Annotated in this window: 14 protein-coding genes; 11 read left to right on the top strand and 3 right to left on the bottom strand. The window is 61.8% G+C overall.

Going from position 1 to position 14,522, the window contains the following annotated elements:
* Window positions 1-101 precede the first annotated feature (101 nt).
* The 3 genes from aceF to lpdA all read left to right on the top strand — a co-directional run bounded on the left by aceF (window position 102) and on the right by lpdA (window position 4,249).
* Window positions 102-1,760 carry a dihydrolipoyllysine-residue acetyltransferase gene (gene aceF, locus JHD73_RS08965; protein ID WP_199029897.1) on the top strand — a complete coding sequence of 553 codons (1,659 nt, stop codon included), beginning with the start codon at window positions 102-104 and terminating at the stop codon, window positions 1,758-1,760.
* 78 nt (window positions 1,761-1,838) lie between these two features.
* On the top strand, window positions 1,839-2,411 hold the full coding sequence (locus JHD73_RS08960; RefSeq protein ID WP_199029895.1) for an MFS transporter: 573 nt from the start codon (window positions 1,839-1,841) through the stop codon (window positions 2,409-2,411).
* A 56-nt stretch (window positions 2,412-2,467) separates the two neighbouring features.
* On the top strand, window positions 2,468-4,249 hold the full coding sequence (lpdA, locus tag JHD73_RS08955; protein ID WP_199029893.1) for a dihydrolipoyl dehydrogenase: 1,782 nt from the start codon (window positions 2,468-2,470) through the stop codon (window positions 4,247-4,249).
* A 98-nt stretch (window positions 4,250-4,347) separates the two neighbouring features.
* Here the strand turns inward: lpdA and JHD73_RS08950 are convergent, their stop codons facing one another.
* Entirely contained in the window at window positions 4,348-4,908 is a 561-nt protein-coding gene (locus JHD73_RS08950; protein WP_199029891.1) for a hypothetical protein, read from the bottom strand.
* 331 nt (window positions 4,909-5,239) lie between these two features.
* Window positions 5,240-5,818, bottom strand: a complete 579-nt coding sequence (locus JHD73_RS08945; protein WP_021194645.1) for a phasin family protein — start codon at window positions 5,816-5,818, stop codon at window positions 5,240-5,242.
* Window positions 5,819-6,223: 405 nt separating this feature from the next.
* Here JHD73_RS08945 and JHD73_RS08940 point away from each other — a divergent pair, with 405 nt between their 5' ends.
* The 5 genes from JHD73_RS08940 to pbpG all read left to right on the top strand — a co-directional run bounded on the left by JHD73_RS08940 (window position 6,224) and on the right by pbpG (window position 10,956).
* Complete coding sequence (locus tag JHD73_RS08940; protein ID WP_199029889.1) at window positions 6,224-7,186, top strand: histone deacetylase; 963 nt, start codon at window positions 6,224-6,226, stop codon at window positions 7,184-7,186.
* Window positions 7,183-8,100 carry a DMT family transporter gene (locus JHD73_RS08935; RefSeq protein WP_199029887.1) on the top strand — a complete coding sequence of 306 codons (918 nt, stop codon included), beginning with the start codon at window positions 7,183-7,185 and terminating at the stop codon, window positions 8,098-8,100. The genes JHD73_RS08940 and JHD73_RS08935 overlap by 4 nt, the downstream gene beginning before the upstream one ends.
* Before the next feature lie 66 nt (window positions 8,101-8,166).
* Window positions 8,167-8,610: a thioesterase family protein gene (locus tag JHD73_RS08930; protein WP_199029885.1), complete on the top strand. Its 444-nt coding sequence runs from the start codon at window positions 8,167-8,169 to the stop codon at window positions 8,608-8,610.
* Between the two features lie 15 nt (window positions 8,611-8,625).
* Window positions 8,626-9,333, top strand: coding sequence for a nitroreductase (locus JHD73_RS08925; RefSeq protein WP_199029883.1), 708 nt, complete (start codon window positions 8,626-8,628; stop codon window positions 9,331-9,333).
* Between the two features lie 432 nt (window positions 9,334-9,765).
* Entirely contained in the window at window positions 9,766-10,956 is a 1,191-nt protein-coding gene (gene pbpG, locus JHD73_RS08920; protein ID WP_199029881.1) for a D-alanyl-D-alanine endopeptidase, read from the top strand.
* Window positions 10,957-11,025: 69 nt separating this feature from the next.
* Here pbpG and JHD73_RS08915 read toward each other — a convergent pair whose 3' ends face one another.
* A complete protein-coding gene (locus JHD73_RS08915) occupies window positions 11,026-11,823 on the bottom strand; it encodes an IclR family transcriptional regulator (RefSeq protein ID WP_039597466.1) in 798 nt (265 codons plus the stop codon).
* Window positions 11,824-12,063: 240 nt separating this feature from the next.
* Here JHD73_RS08915 and JHD73_RS08910 point away from each other — a divergent pair, with 240 nt between their 5' ends.
* From JHD73_RS08910 to JHD73_RS08900, 3 genes are read left to right on the top strand one after another with little or no spacing between them, the layout of a single operon-like run.
* Window positions 12,064-12,789: a (Fe-S)-binding protein gene (locus JHD73_RS08910; protein WP_199029879.1), complete on the top strand. Its 726-nt coding sequence runs from the start codon at window positions 12,064-12,066 to the stop codon at window positions 12,787-12,789.
* A gap of 30 nt (window positions 12,790-12,819) precedes the next feature.
* Complete coding sequence (locus JHD73_RS08905; RefSeq protein ID WP_199029877.1) at window positions 12,820-14,229, top strand: LutB/LldF family L-lactate oxidation iron-sulfur protein; 1,410 nt, start codon at window positions 12,820-12,822, stop codon at window positions 14,227-14,229.
* A complete protein-coding gene (locus JHD73_RS08900; RefSeq protein ID WP_199029875.1) occupies window positions 14,226-14,507 on the top strand; it encodes a hypothetical protein in 282 nt (93 codons plus the stop codon). The genes JHD73_RS08905 and JHD73_RS08900 overlap by 4 nt, the downstream gene beginning before the upstream one ends.
* Window positions 14,508-14,522: the final 15 nt, after the last annotated feature.

The raw sequence follows: 14,522 nt of genomic DNA, 5'->3' as shown, positions 1-14,522 counted from the left end.
CTTTCCGCGACGTGCATTTGCCTGCACGATGCGGTAGCCTGCGGGGCACTGTGTGTCCGCCGCCGGATGCTCTCGCCGCCAGACCCTCTGGAGACAGAAGAATGAGTCAAGTCGTAGAAATCAAGGTGCCGGACATCGGCGACTACAAAGACGTCCCGGTGATCGAAGTGCTGGTCAAGGCGGGCGATACCGTCAACGCCGAGGATTCGCTGGTCACGCTGGAATCGGACAAGGCGACCATGGATGTGCCGTCGCCCAAGAGCGGCGTCGTCAAGGAAGTGAAGATCAAGGTGGGCGACACCGTGTCAGAAGGCGCGCTGGTGCTGCTGCTCGAAGAGCAGGGCGCTGCCGCTGCTCCGGCGCCTGCCGCACAAGCTCCGGCACCGGCTCCGGCCGCCGCTGCGCCGGCACCCGCGCCTGCTGCGCAAGCCCCGGCACCCGCGCCGGTGGCTGCAGGTGGCGGCACGGTTGAAGTGAAGGTCCCGGACATCGGCGACTACACCGACGTGCCGGTCATCGAGATCAGCGTGAAGGTGGGCGACAAGGTGGAAGCCGAGCAGTCGCTGATCACGCTCGAATCGGACAAGGCCACGATGGATGTACCGTCGCCGGCTGCCGGTGTCGTCAAGGAAATTCGTGTGAAGGTGGGCGATGCCGTGTCGCAAGGCACGCTGATCGTTGTGCTGGAAGGCGCTGGCGGCACGGTTGCTGCACCGACCCCTGCGCAAGCTCCGGCCTCTGCGCCGGCTGCCGCTGCACCGAGCCCGGCCCCTGCCGCGGCCCCCGCAGCTGCACCCGCCACGTACACCGCTGATACGGTCGGTACGGTGGGCAAGGCCGCCCACGCCAGCCCTTCGGTGCGCAAGTACGCACGCGAACTGGGCGTCAACGTGAACCTCGTTGGCGGCACGGGCCCGAAGAACCGTATCACGCAAGAAGACGTGCAGCGCTACGTCAAGGGCGTGATGAGCGGCCAGGCTGCAGCGCCGGGCAAGGCTGCTGCTGGCGCACCGGCTGGTGGTGGCGAGCTGAACCTGCTGCCGTGGCCGAAGGTGGATTTCACCAAGTTCGGCCCGGTCGATCCGAAGCCGCTGTCGCGCATCAAGAAGATCTCGGGCGCGAACCTGCACCGCAACTGGGTCATGATCCCGCACGTCACCAACAACGACGAAGCGGACATCACCGACCTCGAAGCCCTGCGCGTGACGCTGAACAAGGAAAACGAAAAGGCCGGCGTGAAGTTCACGATGCTGGCATTCGTGATCAAGGCCGTGGTCGGCGCACTGAAGAAGTTCCCGACCTTCAACGCGAGCCTGGACGGCGACAACCTGGTGTTCAAGCAGTACTTCCACATCGGCTTCGCGGCGGATACGCCCAACGGGCTGGTGGTGCCGGTGATCCGCGATGCGGACAAGAAGGGCCTGGTCGATATCGCCCGCGAAATGGCGGAATTGTCGAAAGCTGCGCGTGACGGCAAGCTCAAGCCAGACCAGATGCAGGGCGGCTGCTTCTCGATTTCGTCGCTGGGCGGCATCGGTGGTACGAACTTCACGCCGATCATCAACGCGCCGGAAGTGGCCATCCTGGGCCTGTCGCGTGGCTATCAGAAGCCGGTGTGGGACGGCAAGCAGTTCGTGCCGCGCCTGACGCTGCCGCTGTCGCTGTCGTACGATCACCGCGTGATCGACGGCGCGGAAGCAGCGCGCTTCAACGCGTATCTGGCCAGCGTGCTGGCGGATTTCCGCCGCGTCAGCCTGTAAGCCTGCACGGGCACGGCACGCGTCTGGCTTCGAGCCCGAGCGTGCCGGCCCAGTCGGCTGACTTTTGGCGAGGACGACATGACAACGTGCGTGGTGGTCAAGAAAGATGGCGAAGTGGCAATCGCAGCCGATTCGCTGGTGACGTTCGGTGATACGCGCCTGGCGCGCGGCTACGAGCAGAACCAGAAGATCTTCCAGGTGGGCGAGTCGCTGATCGCGCTGGCGGGTACGACGGCTCACTTTCCGGTCATGCGCAGCCTGCTGACCGGACTGGCGGATGAGTGCCGGCTCGGCACGCGCGACGACGTTTTCCGGACCTTCCTCAAGGTGCACGAAAAGCTCAAAGACGAGTATTTCGTCAACACCAAGGAAGACGACGATGATCCGTACGAGTCGTCGCAGATCACCTGCCTGATCGCCAATGCAACGGGCATCTACGGCGTCTATTCATACCGCGAAGTGTTTTCGTTCGACCGCTTCTGGGGTATTGGCTCCGGGCGCAATTTCGCGTTGGGCGCCATGTCGGCGGTGTTCGACATGCCGGGCAAGACGGCGGCGGATGTCGCACAGGTTGGCGTGGCAGCCGGTGTTGAGTTCGACAAAAGTTCTGGCGGCCCGATCGAAGTGCACACAGTACGTCTGCAGGATTGAAAGCGTCGGCGGCCAAGGCAGTGCCTGCAGCCGACGACAAGAACAAGGAGTCAGGAATGAGCTTGGTGGAAATCAAGGTGCCGGATATCGGCGATTTCGATGCGGTAGAAGTCATCGAAGTGCTGATCAAGGCGGGCGACGCCGTTGAGAAAGAGCAGTCGCTGATCGTGCTGGAGTCCGACAAGGCCAGCATGGAAGTGCCGTCGGACGTGGCTGGCAAGATCGTCGACGTGAAGGTCAAAGTCGGTGACAAGGTCGCCAAGGGCGCCGTGATTGCCACGGCGGAAGCGGGCGCAACCGCTGCTCCCGCGCCTGCGCAAGCACCGGCTCCGGCCGCAGCACCTGCTGCTGCACCGGCAGCCTCCGCACCTGCACCGCAAGCGGCCAAACACGCCGGTGGTGCTGACATCGAATGCGACATGCTCGTCCTCGGCTCCGGCCCGGGCGGTTACTCGGCCGCTTTCCGCAGTGCCGATCTCGGCATGAACACTGTGCTGGTCGAGCGTTTCTCCACGCTGGGCGGTGTCTGCCTGAACGTGGGCTGCATCCCGTCGAAGGCGCTGTTGCACACCGCTGCCGTAATGGAAGAAGTGAAGGCGATGGCCGCACACGGCATCGTCTATAGCGAGCCGAAGGTTGATATCGACCAGCTGCGCAAGCATAAGGAATCCGTGATCGGCAAGCTGACTGGCGGCCTGGCCGGCATGGCCAAGTCGCGCAAGGTGCAGGTCGTGCGCGGTGTCGGCACGTTCCTCGATCCGAACCACCTCGAAGTGCAACTGACGGGCGGTGACGGCAAGGCCGCGACCGGCGAGAAGAAGGTCATCCGCTTTGCCAAGGCGATCATCGCGGCGGGCAGCGAGGCCGTGAAGCTGCCGTTCATTCCGGAAGATCCGCGCATTGTCGATTCGACCGGCGCGCTGGAACTGCGTGAAGTGCCGGCCAAGATGCTGGTCATCGGCGGTGGCATCATCGGCCTGGAAATGGCCACGGTGTACAGCACGCTCGGCGCACGCATCGACGTGGTGGAAATGCTCGACGGCCTGATGCAGGGCGCCGACCGCGACCTCGTCAAGGTGTGGGACAAGATGAATAAGGGCCGCTTCGACAAGGTCATGCTCAAGACCAAGACGGTCGGGGTCGAAGCCAAGCCGGACGGCATCTACGTCAAGTTCGAAGGCGAGGCTGCACCGGCTGAGCCGCAACGCTACGACATGGTGTTGGTGGCTGTCGGCCGCAGCCCGAACGGCAAGCGCATCGGCGCCGAGAGGGCCGGCGTGGCCGTGACCGACCGCGGCTTTATCGAGGTCGATAAGCAGCAGCGCACCAACGTACCGCATATCTACGCGATCGGCGACATCGTCGGTCAACCGATGCTGGCGCACAAGGCCGTGCACGAGGGCCACGTGGCAGCCGAAGCCGCGCACGGCGAGAAGGCGTACTTCGATGCCAAGCAGATTCCGTCGGTGGCCTATACCGATCCGGAAGTGGCGTGGGCTGGCCTGACCGAAGACCAGTGCAAGGCACAGGGCATCAAGTACGGCAAGGGCGTGTTCCCATGGGCCGCCTCGGGTCGCGCCATCGCCAACGGTCGCGACGAGGGCTTCACCAAGCTCATCTTCGATGAGGAAACGCATCGCATCATCGGTGGCGGTATTGTCGGCACGCATGCGGGCGACCTGATCGGCGAGGTCTGCCTGGCCATCGAGATGGGTGCAGACGCTGTGGATATCGGTAAGACCATCCACCCGCATCCGACGCTGGGTGAGTCGGTGGGTATGGCTGCGGAAATCTACGAAGGCGTTTGCACGGATGTGCCGCCCGCTCGCAAGCGTTGATGTGCAATTAACCGCCATATTTCAGGCAGACTCTGAAAACTGACTGGCAAAGGAAAGGGCCGCTCGATTGGGCGGCCCTTTTTCATTGGAGTGGCGATTTACTGGCGGGGTTGGGCTGGGCGGCGGTGCCGCCGTAGCAATCGCAATGCGGCGGTTAGCCGGCGCCAAGCCAGCCGTGCCAGCCCACGACGGTGCGCACGCCAGACGGCGATGCGAGCCTGCAGTGCTTGCCAGGTCGGCGTGGCTCGCAAGGCGGCAACCATACGCTGCTTCCAGGCCAGGAAAGCGGCTTCCCAGCGTGCGTACCAAGCGATCGCCTGCAACTGCGGCCGTACCGCAATGTAGATGCGCGCACCCAATGCCGTGCTGACGACCTTTGCCAAGATCAGGACCAGCGTCCCAGCAATGAATTTACCGCGTGCCAGCACGTAGACGGCTGCCAACTTGAATGGCAGCAACGCCAGCATCGGCAGAGCGAACGCGCAAAGGGCCTCGATCGGTTCAAGCGCTGCCAGGCGTTTCTCTACTACTTGCACCCAAGGGTGCTTGGCCAGTCGGGCAGTAACCCGCAGCATGGCGTTCCAGATCCATTCTTCGAAGAGCAGGATGAGCGCGGCCAGGAAGATCAGGCCGCGTTTGGCCAGGGATTCGCGGGACATCGGTGTGGGGCTGGGGCGGTAATCCGCAATATAGGATGGAGCGCCGGGTATCCACAAAAGTTCGCAGTTTGAAGCGCTGGGGCGATTCGAGCGCACACAAAAAACCCGGCCGAAGCCGGGTCAAAGGTACCCACTGATCACCACTGAGGACAGGTTTTCTCTGGCGGTACCGAGGAGACAAACCAACGAACACAGTGGAATTGACCGCCGTGCGTGCGTTTCGGTTCCGCGCAAATGCACGCAAACGATATGTTTGGAGGATTGTTTCGAGCGCCAAAAACAAAACGGGCCTCCCGAAGGAGGCCCGCTTGAGCAGAAAGTTTCAGACCGATTAGGCAGCGGTCGTGGTCTTCTTGCTGGTGGCAGCACGCGCTTGAGCCGAAGCTTGGGCGGTTGCCTTGCTGGCAGCGTTGGCAGCAGCGTGGAAGTTGCTTTCAGCCAGTTCCACAGCTTGCTTGGTGGCCTTTTGGACCGAGTCGTACGCGTTGTTGGCGGCCGACAGAGCCGACTTCACCAGAGCAACAGCCGATTCCGAACCAGCCGGGGCGTTCTTCGACACGTTGTCGACCAGCGCTTGCAGCTTGCGGCTGTTTTCGGCGATTTGCGATTCTGCAGCCTTGCTGAATTCGGTTTGCGTGTCCGAAGCGATTTCGTACAGGTGGCGGCTGTAAGCCAGAACCTTTTCTGCCAGCGGCTGAACAGCAGCAGTTTGCACCGACAGCAGTTCTTGTGCGTCTTTGGCAGTCAGGGCCTTCTTGGCGTGCTCGACGTTTTCGGCCAGGGTAGCCTTGACGACTTGCAGGTTCAGTTCGACCAGTTTCTCGACGCCTTCAAAAGCCTTGTTGGTCAGGCCAAAGAAGGTTTCCAGGTTGGCCTTGTGCGCCGCAGCGATCTGTTCCTGAGTCAGCATGTTGTCTCTCCAATGCAAGGTGGACGGGGGGAATCAAAATCAAAAATTTAGATCGCCCAGATGTACAAAGCATGACGGTCTGCGTCGGGCCTTCCAGGCGACATCACGATGGCTTAAAGATGGTGCATCGCAACAATTCCATTGTTGTTGAACGTCAAACCAGTGTCAAGCGGCTTTTGTGCATCGCACAAAAATCAGAATTGGCTGATTTTTCGTGCACAGGAATTGCGCAGCAAACCGTTTGCCGTAACTTTTTGTGGCAAAAGAATGCGCATTTGTGGTGCGTGACGAAGTTGTTCTCACGCAATAAGCGGCAATTTCGTCTCAAAAAACATACTGACGCAGCCTAGGTTAGGATGCGTCCGTTCGCCAATTCTGTTGCGCTGCAATTATTTGCTATCTCTCATGCGGGCGTTCTATACCGATCACTTTGTGCTGCCGCTGCCCCCTGGTCACCGGTTTCCGATGCGTAAATACAGTGAGCTACGCGAGCGGGTGTTGACCGAGGTACCCGGGTTGGCGATGCATGAAGCCCCGCGCGCCGACGACCAGGCTTTGCTACTGGCGCATGGGCTTGACTATGTCCAGGCGGTGAGTGCCGGCCTGCTGGATCCGGCACGCCAGCGTGAAATCGGCTTCCCGTGGTCGCCGGAGATGGTGGAGCGTAGCCGCCGGTCCGCCGGCGCAACGATGGCCGCATGCGAAGCGGCGATGACCGATGGCATTGCCGTCAATCTGGCGGGCGGTACGCATCACGCTTATGCAGACAAGGGCGCTGGTTTTTGTGTCTTCAACGACGCAGCCATTGCTTCGCGTTGGATGCAGCGTCAGCCGGGCAGGGTGCCCGCCGAGTTTCCTGTTGCGATCATTGACCTGGATGTGCACCAGGGCAATGGCACCGCGTCGATCCTGCGTGACGATGCCTCGGTGTTCACGTTGTCGGTGCACGGTGAGAAGAACTACCCGTTCCGCAAAGAGGCATCTGACTTGGACGTGGGCCTGCACGACGGCTGCGGCGATCACGACTATCTGGAAGCACTGACCGGCGCGCTCGACATCCTGGCGGGGCGATTCAAGCCAAGCCTGATCATCTATCTGGCTGGCGCCGATCCACACGAAGGAGATCGTCTGGGCAGGCTCAAGCTGACGATGGCGGGGCTGGCCGCGCGCGACCAACAGGTGTTCGATTTTGCGTATCAACGACGGATTCCGATTGCCGTTACCATGGCGGGCGGCTACGGCAACAATATCGACGACACCGTGGCCGTCCACGCGCAGACGGTCGCGCTGGCTGCCCGGCATGCACAGCGTTGGGCGGCGCGCGACAAGGCTGCCACCGCATCGATCTCTTTTCCGCTTTCCGCATGACCCAAGCGTATTCCGCTGTGCCGGCGCCGGCTCGCGATTCCCTCTTCGTGGCTGCGATGCCGTGGCTGTTCGTGCTGATCTGGAGCACTGGCTTTATCGTGGCCAAGTACGGCATGCCGTACGCTGAGCCCATCACGTTCCTCTTCCTGCGCTTTGTTGGCGTGCTGGTGTGCCTGCTGCCGCTCGTGTGGTTGGCGCGGGTGCCGTTGCCGCGTCGCGCGGGCACGAATGAAGTCGATTGGGCAACCGTTGGCCACCTTGCCGTAGCGGGTGTGTTGATGCAGTGGGGCTATCTGGCCGGGGTGTGGGCGGCGGTCAAACTGGGTATGCCGGCAGGCATGACGGCACTGATTGTCGGCATGCAGCCGATCCTCACGGCGTTGTATGTATCGATGCGTGGCGAGCGCGTGACGGGGCGCCAGTGGCTGGGCCTGCTGTGCGGTATCGCCGGGGTGGGGCTGGTTGTGGCGAATAAGTTGCACCTGGCCGGCGTGGGCGTGACGACGCTGGCGCTATGCGTGGGCGCACTGCTGTCGATCACGATTGGCACGCTGTACCAGAAGCGCCATTGCCCGGTGTTCGATCTGCGCATGGGCGCATGCATTCAATTCGGCGCGTCGGCGCTGCTGTGTCTGCCGTTCATGTTCCTGTTCGAGACGCGCGAGGTGCACTGGACTGCGCAGATGATCGGCTCGCTGGTGTGGTCGGTGCTGGCACTGTCCATCGGCGCGATCTCGCTGCTGTTTGTATTGATCCGTCAGGGCGCGGCGACCAAGGTGACGTCTCTGCTGTACCTGACGCCGCCAACGACTGCGGTCATGGCCTGGGCCCTGTTCGGTGAGCGCTTTCCGCCGCTGGCCGCACTCGGCATGGTGATCGCTGCGTGTGGTGTGGCACTGGTGATCCGCAAGTGAGCGCCGCTGACTTGAAAACGGCTGGCGTATCCTCGTAGTTTTCCAATCTCCAGAGCGCACGCCAGCATGAGCACGCCCCGACAGACGCGCGACGACTACCGCCACTTCCACACCATCACCACGCGCTGGATGGACAACGACGTCTACGGCCACGTCAACAACGTCGTCTACTACAGCTACTTTGATACCGTGGTGAACGCCTACCTGATCGAGCAGGGCGTGCTGGACCCTGAGCACAGCGACACCATCGGCCTCGTCATCGAAACGCAGTGCAACTACTTCGCGCCGCTATCGTTTCCTGATCCAGTGGTCGCGGGCTTGCGCGTTGCGCGCCTGGGCAACACCAGCGTGCGCTATGAGGTAGGGCTGTTCCGTGGCGATGCACGCGAGGCGGCAGCGCAAGGGCACTTCGTGCACGTCTACGTTGATCGAGAAACGCGCCGGCCCGTGCCGCTGCCAGAGGCGTTGCGTGCCGTGCTGGAACCATTGGTCGCCAACGTCGTTGCTTGATTGACCTGCCTTGTCATGAACGATCGATGCCCCAGCCCCGCCGAGGTCGAGCTCGTCGACCAGGCCATCACGTCGCGCCGCTCAATTCGCGCGTTCCTACCCAAGCCTGTCGCGCGGGAGGATATCGAAGCCATTCTGGATGTCGCACGCCGCGCGCCCTCAGGTAGCAATACGCAGCCGTGGAAGGTCTACGTGCTGATGGGCGAATCAAAGGCGCGTTTGTCGGAATCTGTGCTGGCTGCGTATGACCATCCGGAGGTCGATACGCTGCATCGCGAAGAGTATCCGTACTATCCGCGCACGTGGGTCGATCCGTATCAAAGCCGTCGTCGCAAGGTCGGTTGGGACTTATACGGCCTGCTCGGTATTGGGCGTGCAGAGAAGGCGCGCATGCATGCGCAGCACGCACGCAATTTCCGCTTCTTCGATGCGCCGGTCGGTCTCATCTTTAGCATCGATCGCGTGATGGAGCAGGGCAGTTGGCTCGACTACGGCATGTTCCTCGAAGCCGTGATGGTAGCGGCGCGTGCACGCGGCATCGATACGTGTCCGCAAGCGGCCTTCACGCCATTCCATCGCATCATCAAAGCGCACCTGGCGTTGTCTGATGACGAAATGGTCGTGTGCGGTATGTCGATGGGGTATGCCGACCCGTCCGCCATCGAAAACACGCTGATCACCGAGCGTGCACCTGTCTCAGACTTCACTCGATTTCTCGATTGACGCGCCAACGCGCCATCGCCTGCACGCTACAGCGCACATCTTCGTGCAAAGAGCGAATAGAGGACAAAAAATCGTCAAGCTGTGTCAACAGATTCAGTCGGTGTGTCGTTAGACTTCCATCATGCAGTCGGCGTGTAAGCGCGGGCGCATTGTGAGGAAGTGTTGGACGACGTTGTAAACCGTATTCGAGCGGGATGAGGTGCTCTGTTCCGGAGCCTTCGCAATACGTTTTGACGCGTTACTCAGAAAGTGCCCTATGCGCAACTTTCTTCGCAAATTGTGGCCTGCCGTAGCAGGGAATTGCGTCGAAATGATGTCTGAATGATAAGGCTCCACAGGTCAAACTTTAAGGCTGTGAGCTAAGTCCTTCATCTTGCTAAGAATTTTGTTTTTGCCTACACTTGCGCCATCTCACGCGCGGGTGATCGAATCATGTCACGGTCTGTATCCTCATTTTTCCGACGTCTCGGCCTAGCTTCGCTGATGACCGTCGCGCTCGCCGCTGTTTCCGTCGCCTCCGTGGCCCATGCTGCCACTGCTGACAAAAAGCCCGCCGCCAGCAAGAAAGCAAAATCCAAAGGCAAGACTGTCGCCAGCAAGAAAGCCAGCGCCAAGGTCGCGGCTGCCAGCAGCGATGAAACTGCCACCTCCAAGGTCCGCAAGGTCGTGACCGTAAAGGGCAAGCGCCGCGTGATCGTGGTTGAACGCGGTGCACGCCCGGTGCGCGCGGCCTTTGTGCCGGCCAGCCCGACGCTGGGCGAGGCGATGGGTCTGCGTTCCACGCCGGATGCGCTGGCGCTGCGTTCGTCTGTCGCACTGGTGATGGATCAGAACACTGGTGAAGTCCTGTTTCAGAAGAATTCGGCCGCTGTGTTGCCGATCGCCTCGATCACCAAGCTGATGACCGCGCTGGTCGTGACCGAAGCGCATCAGCCGATGGACGAACTGCTTGAGATCACTGAAGAAGACCGCGACTACGAGCGCAACACCGGCTCGCGTCTGCGCTTTGGCACGATGCTCACGCGTGAAGACTTGCTGCTGCTGGCGCTGATGTCGTCTGAGAACCGTGCGGCTTCGGCGCTGGGGCGCAACTATCCGGGCGGCCGTCCGGCATTCGTTGCCGCCATGAACCGCAAGGCGCATGAACTCGGCATGAACGACACGCACTACGTCGATTCGAACGGCCTGTCGAGCAGCAACGTATCGAGCGCACAGGATCTGGCCAAGATCGTCGTTGCCGCTTACAAGGTCCCCACGATCCGCCAGTTCACAACCACCACCGAGCACACTGTCAACGCCAACGGCCGCTCGCTGCACTACGTGAATACCAACCGCCTGGTGCGTGGCGGCGAATGGGACATCGGTCTGCAGAAGACCGGCTTCATCAACGAAGCGGGCCGCTGCCTGGTGATGCAGGCCAACGTGCATGGCCGCAACGTGGTGATGGTGTTCTTGGATTCCGCTGGCAACCTGACGCGCTTTGCGGATGCCACGCGCGTGCGCAACTGGCTGGAACGCAATCCGCATGTCGAGGCCGCTACGCAGGCTGCTGCGCCGCTGCGCAACGTGCCGGTGTCGACGCAACCGACGACGGTGCTGGCTTCGGAGCAGCGCGGCGCCTGAGTTGCAGTCTGATCGCCCAACAAAAAAGCGCGTCCGATGACGCGCTTTTTTGTTGGGTAAAGCTGGCGCTCATTCTGCGCGTACCGGCTCCTCGTCATAGGTGTAGCCCATGCCCTTGGAAATCTGCAGGGCGGTGTCCTTGAGATTGTCGAGCCAGCTGTCCTGCAGCCGGTCTGCCGGTGCGGACAACGACAGGCCCGCCACCAGCCGGCGCGAATCGTCGTAGATGCCGGCAGCGATACAGCGCACGCCGAGTTCCAGCTCTTCGTTGTCACGTGCGTAGCCGTTGGTGCGCACCCAATTCAACTCACGCTCCAGCTTGGGCAGATCGGTAATCGACGTACGCGTGTGGCCCGACAGCCCGGTGCGCGTGGCATAGGCACGCACGCGGCCGATCTCGTCTGCCGCCAGGAACAGCTTGCCGACCGATGTCAGATGCAGCGGCGCGCGACCACCAATGGCGCGCACGACCTGCATGCCGGAGCGCTCAGAGTAGGCGCGCTCGATGTAGACGATTTCATCGCCCTGGCGTACGGAAAGGTTGACGGTCTGGCCGGTCAGGCGATGCAGCGCGCGCATGGGCGTCAGCGCGGCTTCACGCACTGACAGGCGCGCCTTGACCAGATTGCCGAGTTCCAGCAGGCGCATGCCGAGGCGATAGCTGCCCGGGTCGGAGCGATCGACAAAGCGGCACGCCACCATGTCGTTCAGGATGCGGTGGGCGGTGGACGGGTGCAGTCCGGTGCTGGCGGACAGCGCCTTCAGGCTGACCGGATCGGCGTGCTCGGCCAGTGCGTCAAGCAGCATCATCATGCGTTCGATGACCTGGATGGACGTCTTGCCGGGGTCCTTATCTGCTTCTGCCATGGGTGCCGGGATAGGTGCGAATGCGATGCAAAATTTTATCCCACGATGTGAAAATGCGCACCATCCTGATACGTGATTCCGGATATTTTCGAGGGCATTCTCGGTCGCGCCTGCGTTGTGCTTAAGAGGGCATCGTGAAGCGCACTCATGGGCGGCATGAAGAAGTTCTATGCCTGAAAACCCGCGCTGGCTGGGCGTCGGGCGCATAATGACGGCTTCCAAGAACACACGAGACTCCCCATGCGCGTAGGACTGTTCGTCACTTGCCTGGTTGATCTGATGCGGCCTGACATCGGTTTTTCGGTGCTCAAGCTGCTGGAAAAGGCCGGTTACGACGTGGTGGTGCCGCCGGCCCAGACGTGCTGCGGCCAGCCTGCCTACAACTCGGGTGATCGCCCGCTGGCGCGCGATCTGGCCGAGAAAACGCTCAAGGAATTCGAACAGTTTGATTACGTGGTCATCCCGTCCGGCTCGTGCGGCGGCATGATCCGCAAGGGTTACGCCGATCTCTTTCGCGATGATCCGGAGCTTGCCGGCCGCTACGAGCGCTTGGCGCCCCGCGTGCACGAGCTGACCGATTTCCTTGTCAATGTCGCGCGTATCGAGTCGCTCGATTCCGAATTCAAAGGCCACGTCACGTATCACGATTCATGCTCGGGCCTGCGCGAGCTGGGCGTAAAGACGCAGCCGCGCGAGTTGCTCGGCAAGCTGCCCGGCGTGCAACTGACCGAGATGCCGTCGTGCGAGGCGTGTTGCGGCTTCGGCGGCACGTTCTCGATTAAGTACGGCGATATTTCCACTGCCATCGCCGACGAGAAGTGCGCCAACATCAAGGCCAGTGGCGCTGATGCCGTGGTGCTTGGTGATGTGGGCTGCATGCTCAACATCGAAGGTCGGCTGCGCCGCACGGGCGATACGAGCACGCGTGTGCTGCATATCGCGCAGGTCCTTGCCGGCGACGCCTGAGCGCCAAGAACACGACGGAGACGCAATCGCATGCAAGTCCGCAGCATGGAATTCAAGGCGCGTGCCGGGCAGAAGCTTGCCGACAAGCGCCTGCAGCAGAATCTCACCAAGCTCTCGACCAAGTTCGTCACCGCACGCGCGACGGCCATTCAGGAGATTGATTTCCCGGCCACGCGCGAGGCGTTGAAAGAACGTCGCAACCGCGCGCTGGAGAACCTTGATGTATGGCTCGCCACATTCGAGGCTGAGGCCACGCGCCGCGGCGCCAAGGTGCTCTTTGCTGAAACGACGGCCGATGCCGCTCGCCTGGTGGCGGAAATCGCCCGCAAGCACGAGGTCAAGAAGGTCATCAAAAGCAAGTCGATGGTGACCGAAGAGATGCGTCTGAATCAGGTGCTCGGCGAGATGGGCGTGCAAAGCATCGAAACGGATCTGGGGGAATACATCCTCCAGATCAACGACAGCGAGCCACCGTCGCACATCATCGCGCCGGTGGTGCACAAGGATAAGGAAGAGATCGCAGACCTCTTCGCCAAGACGCACAACAAGCCGCGCCTGACCGACATCCCTGAAATGACCCGCGAGGCGCGCGAGGTGCTGCGCCCCGAGTTTCTTTCTGCCGACATGGGTGTGACGGGCGGCAACTTCATCATTGCCGAGACGGGCTCGGTCGCCGTCGTTACCAACGAAGGCAATGAAGGCATGTGCACGATCATGCCGCGCGTGCACGTCGCCGTGACGGGCATCGAAAAAGTATTGCCGACACTCGAAGATCTGGCGACCGTGATGCGCCTGTTGCCGCGCTCGGCCACAGGGCAGGCCATCTCGAATTACTTCTCGTTGTTGACCGGTCCGCGCGCGCCCGGCGAGAAAGACGGCCCTGAGCACATGTACTTCGTCATCGTCGATGGTGGCCGCAGTGGTTTGATCGGTGGCGAGTTTCAGGAGATGCTGCGTTGTATCCGCTGTGGCGCATGCATGAACCATTGCCCGGTCTATCAGAAGATCGGTGGGCATGCCTATGGTTGGGTGTATCCAGGCCCGATGGGCAGTGTGCTCACGCCGAGCTACGTCGGACTGTCGAACGCGCTGGACCTGCCGCAGGCGGCTACGCTGTGCGGCGAATGTAATCGCGTCTGCCCGGCATCGATTCCCTTGTCGGACCTGCTGCGCAAGCTGCGCGAGAAGCAGATGGAGCGCGAACTGCGCCCGCAATCCGAGCGTTTCGGCTTGCGCGTATGGGGCTTCATGGCGCGGCGGCCGGCGCTGTATTCAGCGGGTACATGGGTTGCGGCGCGTGCACTGCGCTGGATGGGCGGCGACAAGAAGCTGATCCATTCGCTGCCGGTCGGCAAGGGGTGGACCGATACACGAGACATGCCGGCCCCCGCCGGTAAAACATTCCGTGAGTTGTACCGTGAGAAGAGGGCGCGTGCATGACCGCTGCTGAATCCCTGCAAACGCTGCGTGACGCGCTGGATCGCCATGCGCAATCGCCTGACATTCCGCGCTTGCTCAAGCATTGGCGCGATGAAACCACGCTTGCGCCGCTGGCCGTGCTGCCGCCGGCATACGACCAGGTCCGCCGGTCGATGCTGCAGCGGCTGGACATGGCCGTGTCGTTCAGTGAGGAGAGTTGCTCGTTCTCGCCGGCGTCGCTGCTTGCCGAGATGCGCCTGTGGGCCGACAAGGCAGAGGCCAAGCTCGCCAGCATGTAATCGATACGCGACATG

The sequence above is a fragment of the Ralstonia sp. ASV6 genome, from assembly GCF_016429285.1.
Taxonomy (GTDB): domain Bacteria; phylum Pseudomonadota; class Gammaproteobacteria; order Burkholderiales; family Burkholderiaceae; genus Ralstonia; species Ralstonia flaminis.
Note: the sequence above shows the minus strand (reverse complement) of the source record. Positions and strands in the feature narration are given on the sequence as shown.

Excerpts from the sequence above, each read along its gene's own strand:
- JHD73_RS08915 (WP_039597466.1), bottom strand. The coding sequence starts at position 11,823 with ATGGCAGAAGCAGATAAGGACCCCGGCAAGACGTCCATCCAGGTCATC.
- JHD73_RS08910 (WP_199029879.1), top strand. The coding sequence starts at position 12,064 with ATGCGCGTAGGACTGTTCGTCACTTGCCTGGTTGATCTGATGCGGCCT.
- JHD73_RS08925 (WP_199029883.1), top strand. The coding sequence starts at position 8,626 with ATGAACGATCGATGCCCCAGCCCCGCCGAGGTCGAGCTCGTCGACCAG.
- pbpG (WP_199029881.1), top strand. The coding sequence starts at position 9,766 with ATGTCACGGTCTGTATCCTCATTTTTCCGACGTCTCGGCCTAGCTTCG.
- JHD73_RS08930 (WP_199029885.1), top strand. The coding sequence starts at position 8,167 with ATGAGCACGCCCCGACAGACGCGCGACGACTACCGCCACTTCCACACC.
- JHD73_RS08940 (WP_199029889.1), top strand. The coding sequence starts at position 6,224 with ATGCGGGCGTTCTATACCGATCACTTTGTGCTGCCGCTGCCCCCTGGT.
- lpdA (WP_199029893.1), top strand. The coding sequence starts at position 2,468 with ATGAGCTTGGTGGAAATCAAGGTGCCGGATATCGGCGATTTCGATGCG.
- JHD73_RS08905 (WP_199029877.1), top strand. The coding sequence starts at position 12,820 with ATGCAAGTCCGCAGCATGGAATTCAAGGCGCGTGCCGGGCAGAAGCTT.
- JHD73_RS08950 (WP_199029891.1), bottom strand. The coding sequence starts at position 4,908 with ATGTCCCGCGAATCCCTGGCCAAACGCGGCCTGATCTTCCTGGCCGCG.
- JHD73_RS08960 (WP_199029895.1), top strand. The coding sequence starts at position 1,839 with ATGACAACGTGCGTGGTGGTCAAGAAAGATGGCGAAGTGGCAATCGCA.
- JHD73_RS08900 (WP_199029875.1), top strand. The coding sequence starts at position 14,226 with ATGACCGCTGCTGAATCCCTGCAAACGCTGCGTGACGCGCTGGATCGC.
- aceF (WP_199029897.1), top strand. The coding sequence starts at position 102 with ATGAGTCAAGTCGTAGAAATCAAGGTGCCGGACATCGGCGACTACAAA.
- JHD73_RS08945 (WP_021194645.1), bottom strand. The coding sequence starts at position 5,818 with ATGCTGACTCAGGAACAGATCGCTGCGGCGCACAAGGCCAACCTGGAA.
- JHD73_RS08935 (WP_199029887.1), top strand. The coding sequence starts at position 7,183 with ATGACCCAAGCGTATTCCGCTGTGCCGGCGCCGGCTCGCGATTCCCTC.